The 20873-nt window shown below is 71.2% G+C and carries 13 protein-coding genes; 8 read left to right on the top strand and 5 right to left on the bottom strand.

Going from position 1 to position 20873, the window contains the following annotated elements; all coding sequences use genetic code 11:
* Window positions 1–188: 188 nt before the first annotated feature.
* Window positions 189–2231 (bottom strand): PilZ domain-containing protein, encoded by a 2043-nt coding sequence (locus tag LXT23_RS06850; protein ID WP_253979253.1) that lies wholly within the window; start codon window positions 2229–2231, stop codon window positions 189–191.
* Window positions 2232–2740: 509 nt separating this feature from the next.
* Here LXT23_RS06850 and LXT23_RS06855 point away from each other — a divergent pair.
* Together LXT23_RS06855 and LXT23_RS06860 are read left to right on the top strand one after the other, a co-directional pair.
* Window positions 2741–3217: a YkgJ family cysteine cluster protein gene (locus LXT23_RS06855; protein ID WP_253979254.1), complete on the top strand. Its 477-nt coding sequence runs from the start codon at window positions 2741–2743 to the stop codon at window positions 3215–3217.
* A 143-nt stretch (window positions 3218–3360) separates the two neighbouring features.
* Window positions 3361–4086, top strand: coding sequence for a hypothetical protein (locus LXT23_RS06860; RefSeq protein ID WP_253979255.1), 726 nt, complete (start codon window positions 3361–3363; stop codon window positions 4084–4086).
* A 12-nt stretch (window positions 4087–4098) separates the two neighbouring features.
* Here the strand turns inward: LXT23_RS06860 and LXT23_RS06865 are convergent, their stop codons facing one another.
* Window positions 4099–5994: a ribonuclease R family protein gene (locus LXT23_RS06865; RefSeq protein WP_253979256.1), complete on the bottom strand. Its 1896-nt coding sequence runs from the start codon at window positions 5992–5994 to the stop codon at window positions 4099–4101.
* A 141-nt stretch (window positions 5995–6135) separates the two neighbouring features.
* Here LXT23_RS06865 and LXT23_RS06870 point away from each other — a divergent pair, with 141 nt between their 5' ends.
* The 4 genes from LXT23_RS06870 (at window position 6136) to LXT23_RS06885 (ending at window position 14039) form a co-directional block, all read left to right on the top strand.
* Window positions 6136–6357, top strand: a complete 222-nt coding sequence (locus tag LXT23_RS06870) for a hypothetical protein (protein WP_253979257.1) — start codon at window positions 6136–6138, stop codon at window positions 6355–6357.
* Between the two features lie 1078 nt (window positions 6358–7435).
* Window positions 7436–9865, top strand: coding sequence for a PQQ-dependent sugar dehydrogenase (locus tag LXT23_RS06875; protein ID WP_253979258.1), 2430 nt, complete (start codon window positions 7436–7438; stop codon window positions 9863–9865).
* Between the two features lie 182 nt (window positions 9866–10047).
* Complete coding sequence (locus LXT23_RS06880; RefSeq protein WP_253979259.1) at window positions 10048–13203, top strand: protein kinase domain-containing protein; 3156 nt, start codon at window positions 10048–10050, stop codon at window positions 13201–13203.
* Window positions 13204–13292: 89 nt separating this feature from the next.
* Entirely contained in the window at window positions 13293–14039 is a 747-nt protein-coding gene (locus LXT23_RS06885) for a head GIN domain-containing protein (protein WP_253979260.1), read from the top strand.
* Between the two features lie 9 nt (window positions 14040–14048).
* Here LXT23_RS06885 and LXT23_RS06890 read toward each other — a convergent pair whose 3' ends face one another.
* Entirely contained in the window at window positions 14049–15494 is a 1446-nt protein-coding gene (locus LXT23_RS06890) for an alkaline phosphatase D family protein (RefSeq protein WP_253979261.1), read from the bottom strand.
* A gap of 205 nt (window positions 15495–15699) precedes the next feature.
* Between LXT23_RS06890 and LXT23_RS06895 the strand changes: the two genes are divergently transcribed.
* Window positions 15700–17148: a hypothetical protein gene (locus LXT23_RS06895; protein WP_253979262.1), complete on the top strand. Its 1449-nt coding sequence runs from the start codon at window positions 15700–15702 to the stop codon at window positions 17146–17148.
* A 410-nt stretch (window positions 17149–17558) separates the two neighbouring features.
* A complete protein-coding gene (locus tag LXT23_RS06900; protein ID WP_253979263.1) occupies window positions 17559–18539 on the top strand; it encodes an aldo/keto reductase in 981 nt (326 codons plus the stop codon).
* Between the two features lie 10 nt (window positions 18540–18549).
* On the opposite strand, the gene LXT23_RS06905 is transcribed toward LXT23_RS06900, so the two are convergent.
* A complete protein-coding gene (locus tag LXT23_RS06905) occupies window positions 18550–19677 on the bottom strand; it encodes a hypothetical protein (protein WP_253979264.1) in 1128 nt (375 codons plus the stop codon).
* A gap of 84 nt (window positions 19678–19761) precedes the next feature.
* Window positions 19762–20781 (bottom strand): aldo/keto reductase, encoded by a 1020-nt coding sequence (locus tag LXT23_RS06910; protein WP_253979265.1) that lies wholly within the window; start codon window positions 20779–20781, stop codon window positions 19762–19764.
* Between the last annotated feature and the right edge of the window lie 92 nt (window positions 20782–20873).

Here is a 20873-nt window from a genome sequence, read left to right on the forward strand (position 1 = left end):
ACGTGCGGCGCTGCGACTGAGGCGGTGCGCCCCGCAGCCGCTCCACCGGGTGCGGTCCCGCCACCGCGGACGTGCAGCGCTGCGACTGAGGCGGTGCGCCCCGGAGCCGCTCCACCTGGAGCGGCCCCGTCAGGCACTCGGGCCGGGCCGGGTGGAGCCTTCGCGGCCACCCGGCCCTGCCGTGTCCGTCACTGCCCCGGACGGGGCGTGGTGGACTCGTGCAGGTGCTCGAGGAACTCGGGCAGCAGGCTGGCGGAGATGACCCACAGCTTGCCCTCGCCCAGGTCCGCGAGCGCCGCGCGCTCCACGTAGAGGACGTTCTCCACCTCCACGTAGTGCACGAAGACCTTGCGGCCGCGAGCCCGGTACCAGTCCGCGGCGCGGGCCAGCAGCGCCACCAGGCCGTCCTGCACCTCCGGCAGCGAGTCGTCGGCCAGCGGCACCAGCCGCACGCCGTCCAGCACGTTGAAGAGGTTCAGCCCCGGCTCCGCCGACTCCACCACCGCCAGCGCCACCGCCTTGCCCTCGTGCCGCGCGACGAACAACTCGCGCTCGCGGCCCAGGCCCGCCTCGCCCCAGCGCGCCTTCGCGGCGGCCAGGTCGAAGCGCTCCGGCACCAGGTCTAGCGCCTCGCGGTACGCCACCGGCCGCGTGCTGGCCACCTTGGCGAAGAACGTCTCGCGCTCCTCGTCCGTGGGCATGCCCACGTCGATGCCCACCGGCACCTCCCACGGACGCTCCACCTCCGCCTCCATGAGGCGGAAGGGCACGAGGCAGGACTGCCCGGTGTGCTCGTACCAGGTCGCGAAGTCGAACTTGGTGAAGCGCACCCAGCGCACGTTCGCCTCGCAGAAGGCGAAGAACCACTTCACGTCCGGGTCCACCTGCGTGGGCTCGTAGCCGCGCAGGTAGATGTCGCGCAGCGACTCACGCGCCGACGAGCGCGCGCCCGGCACCTGCTGCCGCGCGAGCTGGTGCGCCATCCAGCTGAACTCGTACGGCTTCACCACCGACAGCGTGGCGTCCAGCGCCTCTCCGGCGGGACGCACCACCCGGTAGCCCAGGCTCGTGCGGCCCTCCAGGCGCGCCTGCGTCGCGTCGAAGCGCGGGCGCTGCTCGTCGAAGTCCTCCGGCGTCTTGCCCGGCAGGCGGAAGTAGCCCGAGCGCTCGAAGAGGCTCCACGTCTCGTTGCCCCAGTCACCCTCCACCTTGGTGGCCGGGTGCATCTGCGCCTCCACCAGCGCGCGCCACGCCCGGGCGCCCGCCGCGTCCAGCGGCCGCACGGACATGCCGCACCGCCGGCCCGCCGCCGTGCTGGAGATGTTGCGCACCTCGGCCCGCAGCCGCACCGGCGCCAGGCCCTCCATCGCCACTTCCAGCACCGGCTGCCGCAGGCCCGGGTACATCAGGTCCTCGCCCGGCTCCGTCATGAAGGCCAGGCCCTCGTAGGACAGGTCCAGCACCGGGCGCTTCACGTGCACCTGCGGCCACAGCGGGTGGTCGAAGGACAACGTGCACGGGCTGCTCGGCGGCGCGCGGCGCAGCCAGCGGTGGCGGTAGCGCACCAGGTCCTTGGGCACCGGCATCATCACCAGGCCGGACTCCTCGCGCGCCTCCTTCACCTCCACGTGCACCACGCTGCTGTAGCCGAACATCTCCAGCACGAAGGGCAGCGGGGGCACCTCGCCGTCGAAGCGCCAGCCCATGCGGCCGTCGAGCGCGTCGAAGAGGACCGCCGTCACCTCCACCTTGCGCCCGTCCGGCAGCCGCACCACGCCGCGCGCCTGACGGCCCGCCAGCGCTTCACAGATGCGCGCCACGCGGTCCGCGTGGTCGATGTGCTCCTTCCACACCGGCCGCGTCTCCGGCGGCAGCAGCAGCCCGTTGTCGCGCAGCGCCTCCAGCACGGAGACGATGCGACGGCCCGCGTCCAGCGGCGGCGCCACGAAGCGCAGGCTGACCTCCGGCCGCGTGCCGTGCACGTCCATGACCTCCGCGTCCAGCGCGGTGGCCCAGCGCTCGCCGTGCCCCAGCACCACCGACGCGGGCTGGCCCAGCGACGGCGCCGCCTGCAAGTCCAGGTGCAGTGTCAGGTGCTCCAGTGAGAGCTGCACCAGCCGACCCGGAGCATGGCGGTTCCCGAACGACGCCACCGCCGTCAGCTCCGTCCCCATCCGGTAGCCCAGCATCGAGTCCCGGCCGCTCATTCCGTCCAGCGTGTCCGCCTGCATGACCGCTCCGTTGTGTAAGGACACCGACAATACAGCTTCATGAGAAAAGAAGCAGCCCCACTAAAAGTATGAGGCGGAGGGAAGCTGGTTTCCCACACCGTGGACACGAAGGAGCCGGGGACACCTCGTTCTCCGGGACAGTCGTTCTCGGTCGACGGAGAGAGTGTCGCGCATGCGTCGTAATGAATCCCGCTCTTTGTCTTCAAGACAGCGCACCTGCACCTGAGGCGCTGAGTCTGTCGGGCCGCTTTCGGGTCTGCTTCTACCCACCGGGGCCAGGTCGCCGCCCAGTGAAGCTCCGATGTGGGACAGGTGCTGGTGGAAGGGAGTGAAGGCGTGGCCCCGCGTTGCATCGACGGGGCTTCTTCGTACGGCTCCAGGCAGCCAGGCCTCTGACGGCTGCTCGGATTGATGAAGTGCCCTTCGCCACGGGTTGATAGGGAGGCCGTCCCTTCCGTCTTCCGTGCGCGGTGTCTCACGGCTCCTCGCGCCAGCCACCGAGTCCCTGCTTGCCCCTCTCCACCCTCTGCCTGCGCTGCGGCATGTGCTGTGACGGGACGCTCTTCACGCACGTGTCACTCCAGCCAACGGAAGTCGCGGCGCTCCAGCAGCGGGGCCTCCCGCTGAGCCAGCGCGCGGATGGCTCCCCGGCCCTCGCGCAGCACTGCGCCGCCCTGGACGGGCGCACCTGCACCGTCTACGCGGACCGCCCCGCGAGCTGTCGCCGCTACCACTGCCAGCTCTTCGCCGCGCTCGCGGAGAAGGAGGTCTCCCTCGACGAGGCGCTCGCCGTGGTGGACGAGGCCCAGGCCCTGGTGGCCGCCGCCGGTGAAGCGCTTCCGCCCGCCTCCGAGGGCGAGCCTCGCTCGGTGATGCAGCGCGCCCGTCGCGCCGAGCCCCTGCCTCCCGAGTCCCAGGCCGCGCGAGAGCGCGCCGAGGCCTTCCTCGACAAGCACTTCCGCGGACGCTTCGGCCGGCGCGAGTGAAGCGGCGCGGGCCTGGCGCCCGAGGGAATCCCCGTGTCCCCTGAGTCGGCGCGGCTACGATGCGGCGGCGCTGTCCTTCCTGCCCGCGCCCCCGCGTGCCGTTCCGCACGCGACGACGCCGGGCCACACCTCGAGGCCGCTCCATGAAGACCCAGGCACCTGTCCTGGCCGTGCTCACCTTCACCCTGCTCAGCGCCCCCGTGGCGCGCGCGGGAGACGAGGGGCCCGTGCAGGCCGCCTCCGTGGACCTCAACGGCGATGGCAAGCCGGAGGCCATCTCCGTGCAGTTCGACGAGGCGAAGGACCAGTGGGTCCTCAAGGTCGGCACCGCCACGGCCCGCGGTGCCGCCGAGGGCAACGCCTCCAACGGCTTCACCGTCGTGGACCTCGACGCCAGCGACAAGCGCAAGGAGCTCGCCGTCCACACCGGCCAGACGGACGCCGACCAGCAGGCGCACCTGTATGCCTTCGACGGCAAGAGCCTGAAGCCGCTGGGCGCCGTCCCCAACATCACCGAGGCGAAGGGCAACGGCATCATCCTGTCGGACACGTGGCAGGGCTTCTGGAACCGGCGCGACAAGTTCGCGCTGGACGCAAAGGCGGGCAAGGTCACCGAGGTGCCCCAGGAGCTGTACGCCGTCGGCGTGGAGGCCAGGGTGAAGACGTCCTTCGCGCTGGCGCGCAGCCGCACGGACAAGGCGGCCGTCGCCACGCTGGCGCAGGGCTCGACGATTCAGGTCCTCGCCGCCGCCAAGGCGATGCGCGAGGGCGGCTACCTGTACCTCGTGAAGTCCTCCACCGGGCTGCTGGGCTGGGCCACGGAGAAGGACCTCCTCGTGAAGACCGAGGGCCTGCCGCTGGCGGGATGAGCCCGCGGGGGGCTACGTCACCAGCGCCAGCTCCACGCGGCCGAGCTGCTCGTCAGTGGAGACGACCTTCACCGTCACCGGCATGCCTACGGTGAAGGTCCGCTCCTTGCCCACCAGCGACAGCTCGCGCGCGTCCGGCCGGAAGGGGCCGCCCGGCAGGGCGTCGGTGGGCACCACGCCCTCCACCAGCATGCCGTCCAGCTGCGCCACCAGGCCGAAGGGCTTCACCCGCGTCACGCGAGCGGGGAACTGCTGGCCCACGCGCGCCTCCATCCACCGCGCCTCCAGCACGCGGTGCCGGTCCGTCTCCGCCCGGGCCGCGGCGCGCGCCTTCGCGTTGATGTGGCCCGCGAGCGCCTCCATCGCCGGGTCCTCGTCCACGAAGTCCCGCCGCCCGCGCAGGTACGCCTTCAGCGTGCGGTGCACCGCCAGGTCCGCGTAGCGGCGGATGGGCGAGGTGAAGTGCAGGTACAGCGGCGCCGCCAGCCCGAAGTGCGGCAGCGGCTTCACCGTGTAGCGCGACGGGCCCAGCGAGCGGTGCAGCACCGAGCGCAGCGCCGCCTCCGCCGCCGCGCCGGCAATCTGCCGGTCGAACGCGGCCAGCGCCAATGGCGTCAGCTCGCGGCCGAAGCCCGCCGCGAAGCCCGAGTGCTCGGCGAAGGCGTTGAGGTCCGCCACCCGGACCATGTCCGGCTGCTCGTGTACGCGGAACACGCCCGGCAGGCCGCGCGCCAGCAGCCACGTGGCGATGGCCTCGTTCGCCGCCACCATGAAGCGCTCAATCATCCCGTGCGCGGACGTGAGCCGCTCGCTCACGAGGCCGGACAGCTCGCCCGTCGTCTCGTCGAAGGTGAAGCGCGCCTCTTCCCGCGCGAACTCCATGCCGCCGCGCGCCGCCCGCGCCACCGCGAGCCGTGCCGCGGCCAGGCGGAACCACGGCATGACGTCCTTCACCGGCTCCATGGGCGGGGACACCTCGCCCCGGTCCAGGAAGGCGCCCACCTCGTCGTAGTTCAGCCGCGCCCACGAGCGGATGATGCTCTCGTACACGTCCGCGGCCGTCACCCGCCCCTGCGGGTCGATGCGCAGCTCCACCGTGAGGCACAGGCGCTCCTCGCCGGGCACCAGGCTGAGCCAGTGCGAGGACAGCTCCTCCGGCAGCATCGGCAGCACGCGTCCCGCGAGGTACACGCTGGTGGCCCGCTCACGCGCCTCCGCGTCCAGCGCCGAGCCCTCCGCCACGTACTCGCCCACGTCCGCGATGGACACCAGCAGCCGCAGCGCGCCGTCCGGTCCGGCGGGCAGCACGGAGATGGCGTCGTCGATGTCCCGCGTCGACGGTGCATCCACCGTCACCGTGGGGATGGAGCGCAAGTCCCGCCGGGCGCCGAGCGCATGCGGCACCGCGCTGGCGCGGCGGGCCTCGTCCACCGCCTCGGCGGGGAAGGACTTGCGCAGGCCGTGCCGGGCGATGACGCGCTCGAGCGAGCGGTCCTCGCCGGGGTCGATGCGGTAGAGCAGCACCACCTTGCCGTCGGCGATGCGCGCCACCACGGCGTCGCCGAACTTCACCTCGGTGCCGCCGGTGTCGAGCACCCAGTCCGCGTTGGCCACCTCGCGGTCCACGCGAAGCAGGGGCGCGCCCTTGCGCAGCACCACCTCGCCGTAGACCTGGGTGCGAGGGCGCTCCACCAGCGACAGGCCGCTCGCCGTCCAGCGTCCGTCCGCGGCCGCCGTCACGGTGGCGGTGACGATGTCGCCCGCGAAGTAGGGGTTGAGGTCGGGGGGAGGAATGAAGGCGGAGAGCACCTCGTGCGTGCCGGGAGTCTGCACGGTGAGGAAGCCGAAGCCGCGAGGATGTACGTCGATGCGCCCGGTGACGGTGCGCGGGGAAGCGGAAGTGTCCATGTGCCTTGGGGCGCGTCTTAGCCCACTTCGTGCCCGGTGGAGCGTGTCCACGGCAGGACGGAGGCGGAAGTGCGCGGGAAGTGTCGGTCCCCGGGGGCCTGCTACTGTCGAGCGGCCTGCTTCTCGCCGGGGGGACCGCGGATGCGTTGGCGAACTGTGTGCGTGGACGTGTCGCTGCTGGCGGTCCTGACGGGCTGCCCTCGCAATCACATGCCGGGAGGTGTGCTGGACAGGGCGGCCCACAAGGACGTGAAGCAGTTGCTCGAAGAGCATGGCTGTACCAATGACGAGTTCTGGAGGCTCTGCGACGGAATCAAGGATGCCGAGGAGCTCGAGGAGTGCATCCGGGAGTGTGGCTCATGAACTGGCGGATGGCCCTCGGGGGTATCGCGGGTGCGCTCCTGCCGGTACCCCTGGTGCTCGTGCTGGTGGTCAGCCTGCGGACGGAAGCGCCGGCCTCCTCGACCGAAGGCACACCGGTCAGCCCGGTGCTCTCCTTCGAGGAGCGCATGCAACGGGTGACCTATCATCGCAAGTGCCGGAGGGATGCGGACTGCGAACCTCCGATGGGCTGCCTGACAGACTCCCGGGTCTTCACCCACTACTGCACTGACAGCCAGTGCATGGCGGATTCCCAGTGCCCGGACGGGCTCGTCTGCCGAAAAGTGGCCTCCGCGAACAAGGGAGTGCTCTTCGGCTTCTGCGTCCCACTGGGCGTGCGCAAGGAAGGTGAGGAGTGCCTCCCACTTCCATCGGACCGGCTGGATGCGTGTGAGTCGGGTCTGCTGTGTGCCGACTCCAAGCCTGCATGGTGCGGCCGTCCCTGCCGCCTGGATGAACCCGCGAGCTGCCCGGATGGCTTCTTCTGCGGAGACGTGCCGCCCGAGCCCATCTGTCTGCCGACCTGTGAGAAACGCGGGTGCCCTGAAGGGCAGCACTGCATGCGTCACGACGACGGAGTCTCGCAGTGCGCGGTGCTCTACGGCCCCAACTGCCAGGCGTCGCCGTGTCCCGATGGCCGCAAGTGCAGACTCAGGGCCTCGGTGGAGAAACCCGGCAAGGCATGGACGGAGTGCGTCGAGGAGTGTGGCCCGGACCTTCCTCCCTGCCGCGAGGGCTTCACGTGCGACCGGTGGCGCTGCCTCCCCAGCTGTGACCCGCAGGGACCGAACACCTGCGCCGAGGGCTACACCTGCCAGCACGGAAAGAAGCCCGCCCGCCCCTGGGTGTGTCTACCGGACTGGTAGTACTCCATCACCCGCCAACACCGCCCATCCTCGGAGTCGGAGGCTGCTGGCGCATCCCTCCCACTCGCTCCGGGTCAATCTCCGCTTCCCGACAACGCCGCGCCGTGCGCCCTTCCACGCGCGTCCCCTCGCTCCACCTTCGCGCGTGACGACGCACTGAAAGCGCCGGCACCCCTTCATCGGAGCGTGACGCCATGCGCAGCCACCTGTTCCTCGTGCCCCTCGCCTGCCTGCTGTGCCTCGCGGGTTGCTCGGAGCCCGCGCCCACTTCCGAGCCCGGCTTCGAGCCCGACCCCGAGCACCTCGGCCAGCACCGCTCCGCCGCCGTACCTCCCCTCTTCACCGACACCGAGCTCACGGACGACCTCGACAGTCCCACGGCGATGGCCATCGCCCCCGACGGGCGCATCTTCGTCTGCGAGCAGGAAGGCACCCTGCGCGTCATCCAGAACGGAGCGCTGCTGGCCGCCCCCTTCCTCACCGTGGCCGTGGATGACAACGGCGAGCGCGGCCTGCTCGGCGTGGCCTTCGACCCGGGCTTTCCCCAGCAGCCGTATGTGTATGTCTATTACACGTCTCCCTCGCCCATCCTCCGCAACCGCATCAGCCGCTTCACCGCCAGCGGCAACCTCGCCGTCCCCGGCAGCGAGGTCATCCTGCTGGAGCTGGACCCGCTCAGCTCCGCCTCCACCCACAACGGCGGCGCCCTCCACTTCGGCGTGGACGGGAAGCTCTATGCCGCCGTGGGTGACAACGCGACGTCGTCCAACTCGCGTCTGCTCACCACCGTGAAGGGGAAGATGCTGCGCCTGAACCGTGACGGCTCCATCCCCACCGACAACCCCTTCTACGCGAGCACCACCGGCATCTACCGCTCCATCTGGGCGCTCGGCCTGCGCAACCCCTTCAGCTTCGCCGTGCAGCCGGGCACCGGCCGCATCTTCATCAACGACGTGGGCCAGTCCCGCTGGGAGGAGATCAACGAGGGCGTGGCCGGCGCCAACTACGGCTGGCCCGACACCGAGGGCCCCACCACCAACCCGCGCTTCCGCAGCCCGCTGCATGCCTATGGCCATGGCTCCGGCACCGCGCTGGGCTGTGCCATCGCCGGCGGCACCTTCTACAACCCGCCCGTGGCCCAGTTCCCCTCCACCTACGTGGGGCGCTACTTCTTCGCGGACTACTGCGGTGGATGGATTCGCATGCTCCACCCCGCGACGGGCACCACAGAGCTGTTCGCCAGCGGCCTCGATGCCCCGGTGGACCTGGCCGTGGGGCCGGACGGCAGCCTCTACTACCTGGACCGCGGCGAGGAGTCCGTGCGCCGCATCCGCTACACCGGCAACACCGGCGCGCCCGTCATCAGCCGCCACCCGGACAGCGTCAGCGTGGTGGCGGGCCGTCCCGTCACCTTCACCGTGGAGGCCACCGGCACCGCGCCCCTGGGCTGCCAGTGGCAGCGCAACCGCGTGGACCTCCCGGGCCAGACGGGCTGCAGCCTCACGCTGCCGGCCGTGACGGCGGCCGACACAGGCGCCCGCTTCCGCGCGCGGGTGTCCAATGCCCTGGGCTCCGTGCTGAGCAACGAGGCCGTCCTCACCGTGCTCCCCGGCACCGCGCCCGTCGCCACCCTCCTCACTCCCGCCACCGGCACGCGGTACCGCGCCACGGACGCCATCAGCTTCTCCGCCACCGCCACCGACGCGGAGGACGGCACGCTGCCCGCCAGCGCCTTCACCTGGCGCGTGGACTTCCACCATGCCGAGCACCACCACCCCTTCCTGCCTGCCACCTCGGGCATGCGCTCCGGCAGCTTCATCGTGCCGGACATCGGCGAGGTGGCCGCGGACGTCTGGTACCGCATCCACCTCTCCGTGGTGGACTCCAGCGGCGCCACGCACGCGGTGTTCCGCGACGTCCTCCCGCGGACGGTGAAGCTCACCCTGGCCTCGCAACCCTCCGGGCTGTGGGTGACGCTCGACGGGCAGCCCCACGTCACTCCGGTGGAGGTGCAGGGCGTGGTGGGCGTGCGCCGTCAGCTCGGCGTCGTGACACCCCAGCTCCTGGGCGGCGTCACGTATGTCTTTTCCCACTGGGCCCACGGCGGCGCCGCGCAGCAGGAGGTGCGCACGCCCGAGGTGGACACGCGCTACACCGCCGTCTTCACCCCCGTCACCGCCAGCACCGGCCTGCGCGCCGAGTACTACGACGGGCCCGACTTCACCGGCACGAAGCTGGAGCGCGTGGACCCCTCCGTGGACTTCCGCTGGGGCACCGACTCGCCGGACCCCTCCATGGACGAGAACACCTTCACCGTCCGCTGGACGGGCAGCGTCATCCCCCTCCACTCGGAGGCCTACACCTTCCACACCCAGAGCAACGACGGCGTCCGGCTCTGGGTGAACGGGCAGCTCCTCATCGACAACTGGACCGTCCATGAGACGACCGAGGACGCGTCACCGCCCGTGCTCCTCGAGGCGGGCCGCGCGTACAGCCTCCGCATGGAGGTCTACGAGAACACCGGCACCGCCACCGCCCGCCTCATCTGGTCCAGCCTCCACCAGCGCAAGCAGCCCATCCCCGCCGAGCGGCTGAGGCCGATTCCTCCGGCCCCCGCACGCTGAGCAGGCAGGCACCCTGGCAGGTCGGGTCATCATACGATTCCTTACCTGAATCAGGCTTCAAGTTCCTCCGAGGTGGGCGCCCAATTCCGCCCATCCCTGGAAGTCGTGGAGTCTGGTATCAGACCGGAGGGGGCGGGGCTTTCCCGTACGTCCGGCTCACGGTGTAGATTCGCGGCATTCCGATGAGTGGAACGACGCTGCCCCTGGCGCCCGAGACGCGGACGCTGGGCAAGTATGAGGTGCTCTGCCGCCTGTCCACGGGCGGGATGGCGGAGATCTTCCTCGCGTCGCAGCGCGGGCTCGCGGGCTTTCGCAAGCTGGTGGTGCTGAAGCAGATTCTGCCGGACATCCGCGGGGAGGAAGAGTTCGTCCGGATGTTCCTGGACGAGGCCAAGGTGACGGCCGCGTTCAACCACCCGCACATCGCCCAGGTGTACGACCTGGACATCGCCGACGGCGAGCTGTTCCTGTCCATGGAGTTCGTGCCGGGCGCCACGCTGGTGGAGGTGGCGCGCGCGTGCCGGCAGGCCCACCACCCCATCCCGCTGGGCTACAGCCTGATGGCGGTGCGTGACACCGCCGTGGCGCTCCACTACGCGCACACCTTCACGGACCCGCTGGGTCACCCCTCCCCCGTCATCCACCGTGACGTGGCGGAGAAGAACATCATGGTGACGTACGAGGGCGTCACCAAGCTGCTCGACTTCGGCATCGCCAAGAGCCTGGCCCGCGCCAGCCGCACCGCGGTGGGCATGGTGAAGGGCACCAGCGGGTACATGTCGCCCGAGCAGATCATGGGTGAGCCGCTGGACGCGCGCAGTGACTTGTTCAGCCTGGGCGTGGTGCTGCACGAGTGCCTCACCGGCATGCGGTTGTTCTACGCGAAGCAGGCCGAGGCGATGATGAACGCGGTGCTGAAGTGCGACGTGACGCCGCCTTCGCGCACCAACAAGCTGGTGCCGCCGGAGCTGGACGCCATCGTGATGCGCGCGCTCGCGCGGCGGCGCGAGGACCGGTACGCCACGACGCTGGAGTTCGCCCGCGCCCTGGAGCGCGCGGTGGGCCCGCTCATCTGGCACCCGGAGCAGAGCAGCGAGCTGATGCGCCGCCTCTTCTCCGACCGGCGCGAGCAGACGCGGCAGCTGCTGGCGAGCGGACAGGCCGCGGACACGACGAACGAGCTGAGCGTGGCGCGGGTGCTGGCCATGGGCTCGGAGGCTTCGGTGGCGGTGCCCACGGTGAAGCCGCCCGCGCAGGGCAAGCCCGTCACGCCGCCTCATGGCTCGCCTTCGCCCCGGCGTGCGACGACCGGCGTCCCCACGCCTCCGCCGTCTGCCGCATCCGACGAAGGCCCTCTGCGCAAGCCCGGGGTGCAGGGTCCACCGCAGAAGCGCGTGGCCACGCGGCCCCCGTCTGGTGAGGGTCCTCGTCCGCCAGCGGAGGCCAGGACTCCTCCGCCGCCTCCTTCCGAGCCAGCGCAGGAGAGCGCTGCTCGCACGCAGCCGAACCGCTCCGCGCTCCAGTCCCAGGACCCGAGCTTCCGCACGACGCAGCCCTCCACGCAGCAGCTCTCCCAGGAGCTGCTCGCGCGCGCGGGCTCGCGCGCGGCGTCGGATGCCGAGGAGGCGCCGAGGGGCGAGCCACGGCCCCGCACTGGCCGCAGCACCCTGGAGGGCATGCGCACCGTGGCTCCGCCGGAGACGGCCGCTCGCACCGCCGCGGAGGAGTCGCGTGTCCGGGGTCCGCGCACGAACGACCATCTGCGCATCACCGCGCCCCTGCCGCCTCCCTCAGAGCGGGACCTGCAGACGGCGATGATGCGCCCGCCGTCGGACCCGGAGCGCGACCTGCAGACCGCGATGGTCCGGACACCGGTTGCTCCGGACCGTGACGCGCAGGGAGCTCGCGCGTCCGCGTCTTCTTCGGAGCGGGATGCGCAGCAGGGCCGGGGCTCCGCATCTTCTGTGGACCGTGACGTGCAGCAGGGCCGAGGCTCCGCGTCTTCTTCGGAGCGTGAGGCCCAGATGGGCCGAGGCTCAGCGTCCTCTGCGGAGCGCGACGCGCAGCCGGCCCGGACCTCCACGCCTCCTCCCGCCGAGCGGGATTTGCAGACGGCCATGGTCCGGATGCCATCCGCCGAGCGCGACGCGCAGCCGGCCCGGACCTCCACGCCTCCTCCCGCCGAGCGGGATTTGCAGACGGCCATGGTCCGGATGCCGTCCGCCGAGCGCGACGCGCAGCCGGCCCGGACCTCCACGCCTCCTTCCGAGCGCGAGCCGCGCGCGGCGATACCCCGGACGTCCACGCCTGCCACCGAGCGGGACTCGCAGAAGCCAGCACCCCGCCCGCAGCGGCCTCCCCCGGAGCATCCGGACGAAACCCTCTCCGTGACGCCGCCCCACACGCCTCGCCGGGGTGGCACGAGCCGGCGCCGGCCGCCGCTGCCCCCGTCCGTCTTCACCGAGTCCGAAGCCCGGACCCAGCCCGTGCTCGCCTCCATCCCCGAAGATGACGAGGACCTCGGAGACGACGACGCCGAGAACACCCAGGGCGGCCGCCGTCAGCGCCGGAACCGGGTGTGGGGCGCCCTCGCGGGAGTCCTGCTGCTCGTGGGCGTGGGCGCCGGAGCGGTGCTGCTCGGACTGGATGGAGGCCTCATCTCCTCGCGGCTGGGCCCCGGGCTCGCACGGTTCAGCCTGCGCCCGAAGCCCGGTACTCCTGCCCCCGCTCCCGTGAACACCGAGCCCGTGGCCGCGGTGGCCGCCGGCCCCGGCGAGGGCCCTCCGGCCAACCCCGGCCCGGTGGCAGCTGCCACCGACACGGCGGAGTCCAAGGCAGGCCCCCCCACGGACTCGCTGCGTCCGGCGGCGGAGCCTCCTGGCACCGCGCCCTCGAATCCAGAGCCCACAGCGCGCGCCGACGCTCCGTCGGATGAGTCGGAGACCGCTACCGCTGACGCAGAGTCCCCAGCGGCCGCGGAGGCGAGCGCCGCCTCCAGCAAGAAATCTCGTACCGTCGCCAAGCGTGCCCAGCCCGCCACCAAGAAGTCCCGCACTACCGAGGGAGCCGCCGCCGGGAGTGCAGCGGAAGGCAGCTCGGAGGGCACTCCGGCAGTCGAGCCCGGCTTCCTCACCCTGGTCACCGAGCCCTCCGCCAAGGTGTTCGTCGGCGGCCGGGAGCTCGGTGCCACGCCCCTCTTCAAGGTGAAGCTCCCCTCCGGGAAGCACGCCCTGAAGCTGGTGGACGGCGAGGGAAAGGCGATGAGGCTGTCCGTGGACATCAAGCCCGGGGAGACCACCGCCGTGCGGACCCCCCTGGCGATGCTGTCCGACCAGTAGCGCGCAGCGCCATGCAATGGCTTTCAGGACCGGTCGTAGCCATCCATGACGGAGCCCTGGCCGGGGCTCCTTTCCTTTGGAGCGCGCCCATGAAGACTGCCCGCCTCTCCCTTCTCGTCTCCGCCCTCTCGCTGTCCGCCTGCGCCCAGGCCCAGGCCCAGGTTCAGGAGCCACGTAAGGAGGACACCGCCTCGTCGCAGCAGGGCGAGGTCCGTGACGTCCCCGACTTCGACAGCGTGTCGGTCAGCCACGGCATCAAGGCCGAGGTGAAGGTCGGTCCCAAGTCCGTACGCCTCGAGGGGCCGGCGGACCTGCTGGCCCGCGTGAAGATGAAGGTGAAGGACGGCATCCTCACCACCGAAATCGAGCGCGAGGGCCTCTTCAACAACTTCCGCGGCAGCAAGGTGCGCCTCTACGTCTCCAACCCCAAGGTGGAAGGCGTGAGCGCCAGCGGCGGCAGCCACGTCGAAGCCGAGGCCACCGACACGGATGAGTTCGACGCCGATGCGAGCGGCGGCGCCATCGTCTCCGTCCGTGGCGTGGACGCGCGCAAGGTGGATGCCGAGGCCAGCGGCGGCTCGCGCGTGACGCTGTCCGGCCGCGCCCGGGAGCTGGACGCCGAGGCCAGCGGTGGCGCCGTGGTGCGCGCCCTGGAGGTCAGCGGCGTGAAGACGCTGGAGGCCGAGGCCAGCGGTGGCTCGCGCGTGGAAGCCGACGTCTCCGACAGCGTCACCGGGGACGCGTCCGGCGGCAGCGTCATCCAGCTGGTACGCCGCCCGGGCAAGAGCGACGTGGACACCAGCGGCGGCTCCAAGCTTACCTACGACAAGGACTGACGGCGCGCCTCATGCGTCCAGCCGGAGCCGTGCGTCCTGGAGGAGCGCGCCCTTGCGCTCGAACACCTGCACGCGCAGCTCCGGCTCCTCCCACGTCACCCGGGTGAAGTTGCTCAGCTGCACGTAGCCGCCGTGCCGGGCGATGACGTAGTCCGACTGCCCGTCGAGGATGCCGGACTGCTCGTACATGAACTCCGGCGGGACGAAGGCCGGCGCGGCGAAGGCCGAGGAGATGATGGAGTAGAGGCGGAAGTCCGGCCGTGACGTGCAGCGCAGCTCGCTCCACAGCGACGCGTGGATGTCTCCGGAGAGGAACACCACGCGGCGCACGCCGTTGTCGCGGATGAAGTCCAGCAGGTGCTGGCGCTGGTGCAGGAAGCCCGCCCACTTGTCCTTGCGCTCCACCGCCGCCAGGCCCGCCAGCTTCACGTCCGGGAAGAAGGGCACCGAGGACACCACGAACTTCAGCCCGCCCGGGTCCTTCACCAGCCAGTGCTTCAGCGCGTCCACCTGCGGCGGGCCGAGCAGCTGCGGCGGCCGCGCGCTGTGGTAGCGCTCCGTGCGCGTGTCCAGGACGAAGAAGCGCGCGGGCCCCACCTGGAAGTCGTACCAGTAGCGCGTCAGCGTGTTGGTGAGTCCCTCCACGTCCCGCCGCTCCAGCGCCGGCCCGTGCACCACCTGGTAGGCGCGGTACGCTTCAATCGCCGCGAGGAAGCGCACCCGGTTCGCCCAGCGCTCCTCGTTGCTCAGCGCCGGGTCCACCAGCTTGTCCATGGACCAGTTGTCCACGAGCTCGTGGTCGTCCATCGTCATGTACGTGGGCACCTTCGCCATCAGCTTCCTCAAGAAAGGCTGGGTGAAGGCCTGGCGGTACGTGGCGCAGTACTCCTCGAAGGTGCGCACGTCGCGCCGCACGTCGGCGTAGACCTGGTCCCCCACCATGAGGAGCAGGTCCGTGGGCATGCGCTCGGCCTGCTCCAGGATGGTGCCGAAGATGCGGTCGCCGCGGTTGCCCAGGCCGACCAGCTCCTCCTCGGACGGGCCCGGGTGGCGGCACGAGCCGAAGACGAAGGACAGCTCCTTGCTGCCCGGCGGCCGCGCGGTGCGGAAGGCACCGGCCGTGGCCCCCTGGAGGTCCAGCCCCGTCGGCGGCACCAGCAGGTGCTGCTCCACGTCCGAGAAGAAGTAGCCCATGCGGTACGCATGGGCATGCGCGGCCTCGAGGCCCGCGAAGTCGACACTGCCGGTGAAGTCGTCCTCGGCGCGCAGCTTGAAGTAGGTGGCGTGCTCGGGGGTGGTGGAGCCCGCCTTCAGCACCTGGGCGATGCCGTAGCAGTACCGCCCGGCTGCCGGGCGAGGAGGCTCACCGCGCCCCCAGAGCCGCACGGACGTGTCGGTGGTGAAGCCGACGATGGGTCCTACCGTCACCGGGTGGACGGGAAACGCGAGCGCCATGGGGTGGGCCTCCTGTGCCCTGCCTGTCTGGTGGGATTCCGAAGCAGCCCGGACTCCCCGTCAATCACTCCCGGGGGACGGGAGTGGAGCCGACAACGCCTCACGACGCGGACCGGCTTGCTCCGCCCGGCCCGGACGGCTGGAATGCGCCTCCCCCACCCCCCCTGTGGTGCGCATGGCGCACCCCCGCAGGAGCCCCCCGCCGATGACGGACCCGACGCCTGCCCCGCCCACCTCGCCGTCCCAGGGCCAGACGCCTCCCCCGCAGCGAAAGAAGTGGCTGTGGGGCGTCGGCATCCTGGGGGTGTCGCTGCTGGTGGGAGGAGTCTTCTTCCAGCTCGGCCGCTCCGACGCACACTCGGACGAGGACGGCCATGACCATGCGGCCCATGGCTCCAAGCCGGCGAAGTCCCCGGCCAACGCGGAGATGCTGCGCCACTCGGACCGGGCCGCGCGGGCGGCGGCCACCGGGGACGTGGCGAAGGCGCGCGTGGAGCTGTTCGAGGCCTACAAGCTCTCACCGAGGTACGCGCCCTCCCTCCTCATCCAGGCGTGCCTGGCAATGGAGGAGGGGAACGACGGAGAGGCCGACAATGCGCTGGCGGCGCTGAAGACCATCGCCCCCCGTGCGCCGGAGCTGAAGCTGCTGGAGGGGCTGCGCGAGCGGCGTCGCGTCGCGGGCACCTCGTGGCAGCAGGCCTTTCGCGAGACGTGGGTGGCCCTGGGCCGGCCGGACTTCCAGAAGAGCAAGCTGCTGCCGGGCGGGACGCAGCTGCCGCCGGACCCGCAGGAGGCCGAGGCCCTCAAGGCGGCGTGGACGCGTGCCACCTCGGACGACGTGAAGCTGATGCTGGCGCTGGGCTCGCGGCGGCTGGACGCGGACATGGCGCAGTTCCTGCTGAAGCAGGTGCCCCGGCTGGAGGACCCGGCCCTCTACGTGGCGGTGATGGACGCGCTGCGGGGTGACGTGCTGCCGGAGGCCTCGCACGAGGAGGCCCGGACGGTGTTCCGCCAGAAGCTGGAGGCGCTGGCGGCGGCGCACCCCCAGTCGATGCAGCTCCAGCTGCTGCTGCTCATCGGTGACACGGAGCAGGGCTCACCGCTGAGCGCGAAGGAAATCGACGCGCTGGAGCAGGTGGCCGCGCTGCCGCTGTGGCGCGAGGGCACCTTCGCCGGCACCTACCAGGAGGCGCGGCGGCTCCTGAAGGAGGCCGGCGCTCCGGACACCGCGGCCATGGCGATGACGGTGGCGATGCGCAGCGTGGCGGACCGGGGGACGTGGGTGCTGCGCACGCGCGTGGTGGGCACGCGCGGCGTGATGCCTCCCGAGGGCGTCAAGCGGGTGGGCCGCATCGCCCGGGACATCGGCGCGCGGATGGCGGGGCAGCCCACGATGATGGAGCGGATGGCGGGACTGCAGCTGCAGCGCAGCGGCGCGCAGGACATGGGAGACGAGGCCGTGCGGGTGCTGACGCTCGCGCAGCTGGAGGCGCTGGAGGCGGCGGTGGCCAGCTTCCGGAAGACGGCGATGGAGCGGTGGCCGCTGCACGCGCTGACGGAGGAGCTGCTGGAGGCGAGCCTGCGCGACGAGCCGGCTTATCTGCTGTCCTTCAAGGCGGAGGACGCGGGGAAGACGGCGGGCGCGCAGCCGTAGCCGGGTGGCGGGAGAAACGAGGTTACTCGGGCCCCGGGATGTCTCTGCCCCCCGGGGCCCGAGCGGGCCCCCCACGATGCAACGGAGCCGCCGCACGCCGGACCTCCAAGGTCGTCCGGGCAACCGCACTCCTTCCACGCGAGCGCCGGGACTTGGGGTTACGCCCGGGCGGCCTGCACGTGGGCACCGTGGAATACGTCCACAGCTTCCAACGCTTCGTGGGCCGAAGAATATCGACTGCGCGTGGCGTGTCCACCCGCAGGGTCAGTCCTCCGGGGGGTGTCGTGACAGGCTGGATGCTCTTGCATGACGCATAGCGGCTGCGGGTTCACCTGTGGTATGGGCAGGCGTTTTGCACGGCCCTCGGAAGAAGCAGTCTGGACGCCCCGGGTGCGCTACGCAGGGGGGTCATGACTCGGACCCTCGGTGCCAACGGGCCTGCCGTCTCCGCGCTGGGCCTGGGCCTCGCCGCGCTCGGCAGGCCGGGCTACATCACCCTCGGCCATGGCTCGGACCTGGGTGGGGACCGCTCCGAAGCCGCCCTGGAGCGTCGGGCCCATGCGGTGCTGGATGCCGCGTATGCGGCGGGAATCCACTACTTCGACGCGGCGCGCTCCTATGGCCGCGCGGAGTCCTTCCTCGCCTCGTGGCTCGCCGCGCGTGGGCTCGGCCCGGGACAGGTCACCGTGGGCTCCAAGTGGGGCTACACGTACACCGCCGGCTGGCAGGTCCACGCCGAGCACCACGAGGTGAAGGACCACTCCCTCGCCACCTTCCAGCGCCAGCTCGAGGAGAGCCGCGCGCTGCTCGGGCCCCACCTGGCGCTGTATCAAGTCCACTCCGCCACCTTCGAGAGCGGCGTGCTGGAGGACGCGGCCGTCCTCTCCGCGCTGGCCCGGCTGCGGGAGCAGCGCGTCGTCGTGGGACTGTCGCTCAGCGGAGCCTCCCAGGCGGAGGTGCTGCGGCGCGCGCTGGAGGTGCGCGTGGACGGCGTCGCGCTGTTCTCCTGCGTGCAGGCCACGTGGAACCTGCTGGAGCGCTCCGCCGGGCCCGCGCTCGAGGAGGCCCATGCCGCCGGCTGGGGCGTCATCGTCAAGGAGGCTGTCGCCAATGGCCGGCTCACCTCGCGCGACACGGGCCCGGAGCTGCGCCCCCTGCGCGAGCTGGCCGCAGAGCAGGGCGTGACACCCGACGCGCTCGCGCTGGCCGCGGTGCTCGCGCGGCCGTGGGCCTCCGTCGTGCTCAGCGGCGCATCCACCGTGGAGCAACTCCGCGACAACGTGGCCGCGCGCTCCGTGACGTGGAGCGCGCAGTTGGAGTCACGGCTTCACGGCCTGGTGGAGGAGCCCCGCGCGTACTGGGCGAAGCGCTCCTCCCTGCCGTGGAACTGAGTGCTTCGCTTCACGGCGTCTGGTGGACGCTCGCGAAGTCCACGTCGAAGTCCGCGCCCGTCAGCGACGTGGCGTAGAGGATGAGCTCGTTGGCCGGCGACACGCCGTTGGGCGCCTTCAGCCACTCCCACTGGTTCAGCGTGGTGCTCTCCGTGTCGATGCCCGTGTTGCCGCCGTTGCCCGTGCCCAGGCCCACCTTGCCGCTGCGCACGAAGACCCACGCGCCCGACACGGTGTGGTCCGGCCCGTCCAAATCACACACGTCGTCGGACGAGAAGACCTGCACCAGGCCGTTGCGCTCGCCATTGGTGACGACGCGCATCATCCGCCCGCCCGCCACCCGTGTGGAGAGCTTCACCTCGGTGTAGAAGCGCGCCGGCGCGGTGTTCGCGAACAGCGTCCAGCTCGCCGCCGCCGAGGTGCCCGCGCCGCCCGGCACCTGCACGAGGGTCGACACCGAGGCGCTGTTCCCGCTCAGCACGTTGAACTCCTGGTTCTTCAGGAGGTTGGGCGCCTCCACCACGCTGGCGAAGTCGACGAAGAACTCCGCGCCGCCCGCGTCCGCCGCGTAGATGATGAACTCGTTGGCCGGCGACACGCCGTTGGACGCGGTGAGGTACTCCCACTGGCCCGTCGTCTGGCTGAGGGTGTCCAGGCCCGTGTTGCCACCGTTGCCGGTGCCAATGCCCACCTTGCCGCGCAGCACGAACACCCACGCGCCCGCGATGACCTTCTGCGGCCCGATGTTGAAGGGCTTGAACACCTGCACCAGGCCGTTGCCCGCGCCCAGCGTGTTCACCTGAATCATGTTGGAGCTGCCCGCGTTGGGCCGCGCCGACGGCAGCACGCGCGAGTAGATGTAGCCGGCGGTGTTGGTGAACATCGTCCAGTCCGCGGCGGCGGACCACCCCGCGCCTCCCGGCACCTGGGTGATGGTGGTGACGGGGTTGCCGTTGGGGTTGGCGGTGTCGAAGCTCGGGTTGGACAGCAGGTTCTGCTTGCGGACGGGGATGCAGAGGTCCTGCTCGGCGGAGGCCAGCGCGGAGGCTTCCTGGGGGACGGACGTCATGTCCTCCGGGACGGGGCCACAGGCGGACGAGAACAGCAGGGCGGCGGACAGCAGGGCACGACGGTTCATGATTTCGTTCCTCGGGTTCGGTGGTGAAGCGATGCCCCTGGAACGCGACGTGCCCTGAATCTTCCCGGCCCTGCTGTGCCGTGCCTATTTCGGCGTGGGCACGCGACCGTCGGCCTGCCGCTCGAGCATCCAACCCGGGTACTCGGCCGGGAGCTTCGAGGCGGCGTCCAGCTTCGCGAGCTGCTCGGGCGTCAGCTTGAGCGTGGTGCAGGCCAGGTTGTCCTCCAGCTGCTGCTCCGTCTTCGCGCCGATGATGAGCGTCGTCACATGCGGCTGGTGCAGCAGCCACGCGAGCGCCACGCGCGCCACGGAGACGCCGTGCTCCTTCGCCACGCCGTCCATGACGTCGATGACGTCATAGGCGCGCTCCTTGTTGACGGGTGGGAAGTCGAACTCGGCGCGGCGGGCGCCCTCGGGCCCCTTCGCGTCGCGGCGGTACTTGCCGCTCAGGAAGCCACCGGCCAGCGGGCTCCACACCATGAGGCCCAGCTGCTGGTCCTTCATCAGCGGCACCAGCTCGCGCTCCAAATCCCGTCCGGCAATCGTGTAGTAGGCCTGCAGGGACTCGAAGCGGGCCAGGCCCTTGTGCTCGCTGATGCCCAGCGACTTCATGAGCTGCCACGCGGCCAGGTTGGACGCGCCCAGGTAGCGCACCTTGCCCTGGTGGACGAGGTCATCGAGCGCGCGCAGCGTCTCGTCCAGCGGCGTCACGGGGTCGTAGCCGTGAATCTGGTACAGGTCGATGTAGTCGGTGCCCAGCCGCTTCAGGCTCGCGTGTACCGAGTCCATGATGTGGCCACGCGACAGGCCCACGTCATTGACGCCCGGGCCCATGCGGCCGCGGACCTTGGTGGCGAGGATGACGTTGGAGCGCTTCGCGCCCAGGGCCTTGCCGAGCAGCTGCTCGGAGGCACCGTTGGAGTAGACGTTGGCGGTGTCGAAGAAGTTGATGCCCGCGTCGAGGGAGCGACCCACGAGCCGGTCCGCCTCCGCCTGGCCCTGCGTACCGACCACCTTCCAGAAACCCTCGCCGCCGAACGTCATGGCGCCGAAGCACAGCTCCGAGACATACAGGCCAGTGCGACCCAGCTGCCGGTAGTTCATGCGCGTCCCACCTCGTGTGTCCTGCCTGGGAAATCAGGGTGGGAGCTGTAACGGGTTCCGATGGACGGCGCAGTGCTACCGGTGCATGAGGG

The sequence above is a fragment of the Pyxidicoccus xibeiensis genome, assembly GCF_024198175.1.
Taxonomy (GTDB): Bacteria; Myxococcota; Myxococcia; order Myxococcales; family Myxococcaceae; genus Myxococcus; species Myxococcus xibeiensis.

Excerpts from the sequence above, each read along its gene's own strand:
- LXT23_RS06895 (WP_253979262.1), top strand. The coding sequence starts at position 15,700 with ATGACGGACCCGACGCCTGCCCCGCCCACCTCGCCGTCCCAGGGCCAG.
- LXT23_RS06890 (WP_253979261.1), bottom strand. The coding sequence starts at position 15,494 with ATGGCGCTCGCGTTTCCCGTCCACCCGGTGACGGTAGGACCCATCGTC.
- LXT23_RS06860 (WP_253979255.1), top strand. The coding sequence starts at position 3,361 with ATGAAGACCCAGGCACCTGTCCTGGCCGTGCTCACCTTCACCCTGCTC.
- LXT23_RS06905 (WP_253979264.1), bottom strand. The coding sequence starts at position 19,677 with ATGAACCGTCGTGCCCTGCTGTCCGCCGCCCTGCTGTTCTCGTCCGCC.
- LXT23_RS06865 (WP_253979256.1), bottom strand. The coding sequence starts at position 5,994 with ATGGACACTTCCGCTTCCCCGCGCACCGTCACCGGGCGCATCGACGTA.
- LXT23_RS06900 (WP_253979263.1), top strand. The coding sequence starts at position 17,559 with ATGACTCGGACCCTCGGTGCCAACGGGCCTGCCGTCTCCGCGCTGGGC.
- LXT23_RS06910 (WP_253979265.1), bottom strand. The coding sequence starts at position 20,781 with ATGAACTACCGGCAGCTGGGTCGCACTGGCCTGTATGTCTCGGAGCTG.
- LXT23_RS06885 (WP_253979260.1), top strand. The coding sequence starts at position 13,293 with ATGAAGACTGCCCGCCTCTCCCTTCTCGTCTCCGCCCTCTCGCTGTCC.
- LXT23_RS06880 (WP_253979259.1), top strand. The coding sequence starts at position 10,048 with ATGAGTGGAACGACGCTGCCCCTGGCGCCCGAGACGCGGACGCTGGGC.
- LXT23_RS06875 (WP_253979258.1), top strand. The coding sequence starts at position 7,436 with ATGCGCAGCCACCTGTTCCTCGTGCCCCTCGCCTGCCTGCTGTGCCTC.
- LXT23_RS06870 (WP_253979257.1), top strand. The coding sequence starts at position 6,136 with ATGCGTTGGCGAACTGTGTGCGTGGACGTGTCGCTGCTGGCGGTCCTG.
- LXT23_RS06850 (WP_253979253.1), bottom strand. The coding sequence starts at position 2,231 with ATGCAGGCGGACACGCTGGACGGAATGAGCGGCCGGGACTCGATGCTG.